At 60.1% G+C, this 7,554-nt stretch carries 6 protein-coding genes and 4 tRNA genes; 2 read left to right on the plus strand and 8 right to left on the minus strand.

Annotated elements, in window-relative coordinates; all coding sequences use genetic code 11:
• Positions 1-27: 27 nt before the first annotated feature.
• The 8 genes from E4O97_RS17190 to uvrB form a co-directional block, all read right to left on the minus strand.
• Positions 28-462 (minus strand): thioesterase family protein, encoded by a 435-nt coding sequence (locus tag E4O97_RS17190; RefSeq protein WP_032880241.1) that lies wholly within the window; start codon positions 460-462, stop codon positions 28-30.
• Between the two features lie 87 nt (positions 463-549).
• Positions 550-1,089: a TetR/AcrR family transcriptional regulator gene (locus E4O97_RS17195; protein ID WP_005789779.1), complete on the minus strand. Its 540-nt coding sequence runs from the start codon at positions 1,087-1,089 to the stop codon at positions 550-552.
• Positions 1,090-1,271: 182 nt separating this feature from the next.
• Positions 1,272-1,347, minus strand: a tRNA-Glu gene (locus tag E4O97_RS17200).
• Positions 1,348-1,427: 80 nt separating this feature from the next.
• Positions 1,428-1,503 (minus strand) — tRNA-Ala (locus E4O97_RS17205).
• 50 nt (positions 1,504-1,553) lie between these two features.
• A tRNA-Glu gene (locus tag E4O97_RS17210) sits at positions 1,554-1,629 on the minus strand.
• A gap of 79 nt (positions 1,630-1,708) precedes the next feature.
• Positions 1,709-1,784 (minus strand) — tRNA-Ala (locus E4O97_RS17215).
• Positions 1,785-1,931: 147 nt separating this feature from the next.
• The gene (gene gltX, locus E4O97_RS17220) at positions 1,932-3,413 is read right to left on the minus strand and encodes a glutamate--tRNA ligase (protein ID WP_005789780.1); all 1,482 of its coding nucleotides are present in this window, start codon (positions 3,411-3,413) and stop codon (positions 1,932-1,934) included.
• 186 nt (positions 3,414-3,599) lie between these two features.
• Entirely contained in the window at positions 3,600-5,615 is a 2,016-nt protein-coding gene (uvrB, locus tag E4O97_RS17225) for an excinuclease ABC subunit UvrB (protein ID WP_005789781.1), read from the minus strand.
• A gap of 343 nt (positions 5,616-5,958) precedes the next feature.
• Here uvrB and E4O97_RS17230 point away from each other — a divergent pair, with 343 nt between their 5' ends.
• Together E4O97_RS17230 and E4O97_RS17235 are read left to right on the plus strand one after the other, a co-directional pair.
• A complete protein-coding gene (locus tag E4O97_RS17230) occupies positions 5,959-7,155 on the plus strand; it encodes an amino acid aminotransferase (RefSeq protein WP_216091819.1) in 1,197 nt (398 codons plus the stop codon).
• 102 nt (positions 7,156-7,257) lie between these two features.
• Entirely contained in the window at positions 7,258-7,467 is a 210-nt protein-coding gene (locus E4O97_RS17235; protein WP_005789784.1) for a hypothetical protein, read from the plus strand.
• Positions 7,468-7,554 lie beyond the last annotated feature (87 nt).

Genomic DNA, 7,554 nt, shown 5'->3' on the forward strand with positions numbered 1-7,554 from the left:
AGTTTACTGGGTTTCCGGCGGCGACCGTTAACCCCCCGTCAGGGCGGGACCGTAACCGTCAATAAACTCGGCAGGCATGCGCTTGGGTTTGCCGCTGGACAACTCGATGCACACAAAGGTGGTTTGCGCGCGCAGCAGCGTCGCGCCGTCGCGAGGGCGTACCAGCTGGAATCGACGGGTCATTTTCAGGCGCTGGTCCCAGTCGACGATCCAGGTGGCCAGTTGCAGCTCATCGCCTTCATAACCTGCCGCCAGATAATCGATCTCATGGCGTACGACCGCCATGGCACGGTCCAGGCGACGGTATTCGGTGAGGTCCAGACCCAGGCGCTGGGAGTGGCGCCAGGCGCAACGCTCCAGCCAGGACACGTACACCGCGTTGTTGGCGTGCCCCAGGCCGTCGATGTCTTCAGGCGCAACCTGCAGATCGATGATAAACGGCGTTGCCAAATCCCAGCCCATGCCTTGCTCCAGTCGATTGATGTCGGCGGGGCAGTGTATCAGGCGGTTTGCCGCTGCTGTAGACGGCGGCAGTCGAGGCGCGCCTCTTCAGCGCACCGCCGACTTGGCCGCTCGGATTACGCGGTCCGACAACTCACCCGGCCCCAGTGCGCGAGCCAATGTCAGGCCACCCACCATCAAGGCCATGTCCGCCAGCGCCTTGTCGATGTCTTCAGGGCTGTCGGCCAGTTGCGCAGTCATCAGCTCCACGTGCTCGCTCAAGACCTCGCGAAATGCGTCGGGCAAGCGACCCATCTCGCCAACTGTGGCCGGCAAGGGGCAGGCCTGGGAGGTTGAATCACGATGCTTGCGTGACAGATAGAAGGCCGCCACCAGCGCCCGACGCTCTTCGCCGGTGAGCTGCGTGTCCAGATCGTCGATAGAGGCCCGGCGCTGCGCCAGCAACTGGCTGAACGCCTCCAGCATCAACGCGTCCTTGCTTTCAAAGTGCGCGTAGAAACCACCGACGGTCAGCCCTGCCGCCCCCATGACCTCCCCCACACTCGGCTCAGCCGGGCCGCGCTGGATCAATGCCGCGCTGGCAGCCTGCAAAATACGTTCGCGGGTTTGCGCTTTTTTATCGCTCATCAAGGCCTCCGACTTTCATGGGTTGGATATTATTACCATAATAATATTGCGCAAGCGAAAGGTACGACCGCCGGTCAGAACAAAAAAATGGAATCAATCAAGAAAATGGCCGAACGCCAGACAAACAAAAGGGCCATTCAATAATTGAATGACCCTTAAAAATCCCGCAAAGCGGGTAATCGTGGCGTCCCCTAGGGGACTCGAACCCCTGTTACCGCCGTGAAAGGGCGGTGTCCTAGGCCACTAGACGAAGGGGACACAAACCTTCTATACACTGATCAGCGCTGAGAACTGATCGATTCAAGGACGGTGTGGCCGGAACCTTGAACCTGTAAAATTGGTGGAGCTAAACGGGATCGAACCGTTGACCTCTTGCATGCCATGCAAGCGCTCTCCCAGCTGAGCTATAGCCCCGGATTTTTCGTCTCGCGACGCAGCAGACCTTTCGAGCTGCTTGTTGAAACTGGCGTCCCCTAGGGGACTCGAACCCCTGTTACCGCCGTGAAAGGGCGGTGTCCTAGGCCACTAGACGAAGGGGACAAAACCTTCTGTACATCTGATCAGAGCTGATGCCTGATCAATTCAAGGACGGTGTGGCCGGAACCTTGAACCTGTAAATTGGTGGAGCTAAACGGGATCGAACCGTTGACCTCTTGCATGCCATGCAAGCGCTCTCCCAGCTGAGCTATAGCCCCTCATCGGTGAGGACGGGGCGAATCTTAATGGCGGTTTGGAAACGTGTCAAATTTATTTTCAACAATTTTCAAAATTTTTTGCCGGGATAACAATCACTTACCGACGAAACCCCGGAAAACCGGGGTTTCGTCACTGCAACGGCCTGCTTAAGCGATGGCGCCCAGCAGCTTTTCCCATTCCTTGTTTTCTTTCTTCGACACACCACCAAGCAAATCAAGGGCTTGGCGCAGGCGGAAACGGGTCAGGTCCGGGCCGAGGATTTCCATCGCATCGAGCACCGACACCGAACTCGCTTGCCCGGTGATCGCGGCAAACATCAGCGGCATGGCATCGCGCAGTTTCAGCTCAAGGGATTCCACCACCGCCTGGATCGTGGCCGTGATCGCATCTTTTTCCCACTGACGCAGGCTTTCGAGCTTCCACAGGATCAACTGCATCAGTTGGCGAACCTGGTCGCCGGAGAGCTTTTTGGATTCAAACAGCTTGGCATCCGGGTTCACGCCGCCGGCAAAGAAGAAACTGGCCAAGGGCGCGACCTGGCTGAATGTCTCTACCCTGCCCTGCACCAACGGCGCAATCTTCATCATGTACTCGGGGTTCAACGCCCATTGCTGCACGCGGCTGGCAAACTCTTCCACGGGCAAGTCACGCAGCCACTGGCCGTTGAGCCACGACAGCTTCTCGATATCGAAGATCGGCCCGCCGAGGGAAACACGGGAGAGATCGAAGTTGTCGACCATTTCCTGCAACGAGAATTTCTCCCGCTCGTCCGGCATCGACCAGCCCATGCGGCCCAGGTAGTTGAGCATCGCCTCAGGCATAAAGCCCATGCGCTCGTAGAACGTTACCGACGTTGGGTTCTTGCGCTTGGACAGCTTGCTCTTGTCCGGGTTACGCAGCAGCGGCATGTAGCACAGCTGCGGTTGCTCCCAGCCGAAGTATTCGTACAGCAGGATCAGTTTCGGCGCCGATGGCAGCCACTCTTCACCGCGTAGCACATGGGTGATGCCCATCAGATGGTCGTCGACCACGTTGGCCAGGAAGTACGTCGGCAAGCCGTCGGTCTTCATCAACACTTGCATGTCCATGCGGTCCCACGGGATTTCGACGTCACCGCGCAGCATGTCCGGCACCACGCACACGCCTTCGCTCGGCACTTTCATGCGGATAACGTGGGGTTCGCCAGCCGCCAGGCGTGCGGCCACTTCCTCCTTGGACAACAACAGCGCGCGACCATCGTAGCGCGGGGTCTCGCCACGGGCCTGTTGCTCGGCGCGCATCTGGTCCAGCTCTTCGGCGGTGCAGAAGCACGGAAAGGCGTGGCCCATGTCGACCAGTTGCTGGGTGTATTGCTTGTAGATGTCGCTGCGCTCGCTCTGGCGATACGGGCCATGCGGGCCGCCGACGTCCGGACCTTCAGCCCAGGTAATGCCCAGCCAGCGCAAGGCATCGAAAATCTGCTGTTCCGACTCACGGGTGGAGCGCAGTTGATCGGTATCTTCGATCCGCAGGATGAATTCACCACCATGCTGCTTGGCAAAGCAGTAGTTGAACAAGGCGATGTAAGCAGTACCGACGTGGGGATCCCCAGTAGGCGATGGCGCAATGCGCGTGCGGACGGTGGTCATGGCAGGTCTCGAATGGGCGATAAAACTGAAAATTGAAACAAGGGGCGAATGGTAACAGCCTGGGGGATATCTGGAAAACCGAGGCGCGGCCATCGCAGGCAAGCCAGCTCCCACATTTTGACCGCGCTCACAGATCAATGTGGGAGCCGGGCTTGCCCGCGATGAGGCCAGCCCAATCAACGCAAATCAAACAGCCAACAGACGCTCGCGCAACTTGCCAATCTCATCCCGCGTCTGCGCCGCCGCCTCAAACTCCAGGTCCCGAGCCAGCTGGTACATCTTCTCTTCCAACTGCCGAATCCGCTTGGTGATCTCACTCGGCGAGCGCAGTTCGTTCTCGTACTTGGCACTTTCCTCGGCAGCCTTGGCCATGCCCTTGCGCTTCTTGCTGCGCGAGCCGGGCACGGTGGCGCCTTCCATGATGTCGGCAACGTCCTTGAACACGCCCTTGGGGGTGATGCCGTGTTCCAGGTTGAACGCGATCTGTTTGTCGCGACGACGCTGGGTCTCGCCAATCGCCCGCTCCATGGAGCCGGTGATGCGGTCCGCATACAGGATCGCCCGGCCATTGAGGTTACGCGCCGCCCGGCCGATGGTCTGGATCAACGAGCGCTCGGAGCGCAGGAAGCCCTCCTTGTCCGCATCCAGAATCGCCACCAGCGACACTTCGGGCATGTCCAGACCCTCACGCAGCAGGTTGATCCCCACCAGCACATCGAAGGTCCCCAGGCGCAGGTCGCGGATGATCTCTACCCGCTCCACGGTGTCGATGTCCGAGTGCAGGTAACGTACGCGCACGCCGTGGTCGGCCAGGTAGTCGGTCAAGTCTTCGGACATGCGCTTGGTCAATGTGGTAACCAGCACCCGCTCTTCCAGGGCCACACGCTTGTTGATCTCCGACAGCAGATCGTCGACCTGGGTCAACGCCGGGCGGATTTCAATCTCCGGGTCCACCAGGCCAGTAGGTCGCACCAACTGCTCGATCACGCGACCAGCGTGCTCGGCTTCATAGTTGCCGGGCGTCGCCGACACAAAGATGGTCTGCGGGCTGATGGCCTCCCACTCGTCAAAGCGCATTGGCCGGTTGTCCAGCGCCGACGGCAGGCGGAAGCCGTACTCCACCAGGGTTTCCTTACGCGAGCGGTCGCCCTTATACATGGCCCCCACCTGCGGCACGCTGACGTGGGATTCGTCGATCACCAGCAAGGCGTCCGGCGGCAGGTAATCATAGAGGGTCGGCGGCGGCGCCCCGGATTCGCGACCCGACAGGTAGCGCGAGTAGTTTTCGATGCCGTTGCAGTAGCCCAGCTCCAGGATCATTTCCAGGTCAAAACGGGTGCGCTGCTCAAGGCGCTGGGCTTCCACCAGCTTGTTGTTGGAACGCAGGTACTCCAGGCGCTCGGCCAACTCGACCTTGATACCCTCTATGGCGCCCATCAGGGTTTCACGCGGGGTCACGTAGTGGCTTTTCGGGTAGAAGGTAAAGCGTGGCAGCTTGCGGATCACCTCGCCGGTCAACGGGTCGAAGGCCGACAGGCTTTCGACTTCGTCATCGAACAGCTCGATGCGGATCGCTTCCAGGTCGGATTCGGCCGGGTAGATGTCAATCACATCGCCGCGCACCCGGAAGGTGGCGCGGGCGAAGTCCATGTCGTTACGGGTGTACTGCAGGCTCGCCAGGCGGCGCAGCAGTTCGCGCTGGTCGAGTTTGTCGCCTCGGTCAACGTGCAGCACCATCTTCAAGTAGGTTTCGGGGCTGCCCAGACCGTAGATGCACGACACCGTGGTGACGATGATCGCGTCCTTGCGCTCCAGCAACGCCTTGGTCGCCGACAGCCGCATCTGTTCGATATGGTCGTTGATCGATGCATCCTTCTCGATAAAGGTATCGGAGGACGGCACGTAGGCTTCGGGCTGGTAGTAGTCGTAGTAGGAAACGAAGTACTCAACCGCGTTGTTGGGGAAGAACGCCTTGAACTCGCCGTAAAGCTGCGCGGCCAGGGTCTTGTTCGGCGCCAGCACCAGGGTCGGGCGGTTGGTCTGGGCGATCACGTTGGCGATGCTGAAGGTCTTGCCGGAACCGGTCACCCCAAGCAGCGTCTGGTGCGCCAGGCCGGCCTCGATGCCTTCGACCATCTGGCGAATGGCTTCCGGTTGATCGCCGGCGGGTTCAAAACGGGTAACGAGCTGGAAATCCGACATAACGTACCTCGTGAAGTCACCCCAGACTCGACACCGCCAGGGACGAAATAGCTCAGCAACCCGCGAATAATCATCGCAGGTTGCAGGAAAAAACCATGATAGCTGTAGAAGTGGTGGCGAATGTGACGGGTTTCAAGGCTGACGTCCTACATGTCCTTTCCCTTCAAGGTTGCAATAAGACTAACGGTCAGCAAATAAACCGAAAAACTTGGCCGAAAAGCCATTTCGGCTGTCGCCCTGCGCGGTGATGGCCTCTATACTAGCTCCCCGTTTGTGCACCGCTCTAGTGCATTCGGCTGGAGCGCGACACGTCCCTCCCTTCCCCCATAGAGCTGCCGCAAAAATGAGCCTGTTCTCCGCTGTCGAAATGGCACCACGCGATCCTATCCTGGGCCTCAACGAAGCATTCAACGCCGATACACGAACCACCAAGGTCAACCTTGGCGTGGGCGTTTACTGCAACGAGGAGGGGAAGATTCCACTCTTGCGTGCCGTTGCCGAAGCGGAAGCCATTCGTGTGGCGCAACACGCCGCCCGTGGCTACTTGCCGATCGACGGTATCGCGGCCTACGACCAGGCCGTGCAGAAGCTGCTGTTTGGTGCGCAGTCGCCGCTGCTGAGCGCCGGCCGTGTGATTACCGCCCAGGCCGTCGGCGGCACGGGTGCACTGAAAATCGGCGCCGACTTTCTCAAGCAACTGCTGCCCGACGCCGTTGTCGCCATCAGCGACCCAAGCTGGGAAAACCACCAGGCGCTGTTCGAAAAAGCCGGTTTCCCGGTGCAGACGTACCGTTATTACGACGCGGCCACCCATGACGTGAACCGTGCCGGCCTGCTCGAAGACCTCAACGCCCTGCCACCACAGTCCATCGTGGTGCTGCACGCCTGCTGCCACAACCCGACCGGCGTCGACCTGAGCCCGGCCGACTGGCAAGACGTGCTGGAGGTGGTCAAGGCCAAGAACCTGGTGCCGTTCCTCGACATGGCCTACCAGGGCTTTGGCGATGGCATCGACGAAGACGCCGCCGCAGTGCGCCTGTTCGCTGAGTCGGGCCTGACCTTCTTTGTGTCCAGCTCGTTCTCCAAGTCGTTCTCGCTGTATGGCGAGCGCGTAGGCGCGCTGTCGATCGTCAGCGAGTCCAAGGAAGAAAGCGCGCGCATCCTGTCCCAGGTCAAGCGCGTGATCCGCACCAACTACTCCAACCCGCCCACCCACGGCGCAGCCATCGTTGCCGCAGTGTTGAACAACCCTGAGCTGCGCGCTCAGTGGGAAGCCGAGTTGGCCGAAATGCGCCTGCGCATCCGCGGTATGCGCGAGCAGATGGTGGCCGAGCTGGCCAAGGCTGCGCCAGGTCATGACTTCAGCTTCGTCGGTCGCCAGCGTGGGATGTTCTCCTACTCCGGCCTGACCGTTGAGCAAGTCACACGCCTGCGTACCGAGTTTGGCATCTATGCACTGGACACCGGGCGTATCTGTGTGGCGGCGCTGAACCAGTCGAACATTGGTGCGGTGACCAAGGCGATTGTCGAGGTGCTGTAAGCCGGCAAGCGTTAGACGAAGGGGGGAAGCCATTGGCTTCCCCCTTTTTATTGGCGAACACACTAGACTGAACGTCGACTGCCTCCTTGCTGCGAGAACCCTATGAGAAACGATGACCTGGACCTGCGCGCCGACCGCGACGAATTGCACGACTATGCCCCACGCGCACCGCAAGCCAAGCGCCAGAAGAGCCTGGTGCTGCAAGTGGCGCTGGGGGTATTTCTGGGTGGACTGGCCTTGTGGCTGGTGCAGTTGGGTGCAACGGCGATCATGGCCAAACTGGCGATGGGCACCCTGCAATTTGGCGGCTGATGCAAGACACCTGTGGGAGCTGGCTTGCCTGCGATAGCGGCGGTTCAGTTAAAGATTCATTGACTGACACACCGCTATCGCAGGCAA

This window comes from Pseudomonas sp. W15Feb34 (genome assembly GCF_023127765.1).
Classification (GTDB): Bacteria; Pseudomonadota; Gammaproteobacteria; order Pseudomonadales; family Pseudomonadaceae; genus Aquipseudomonas; species Aquipseudomonas synxantha_A.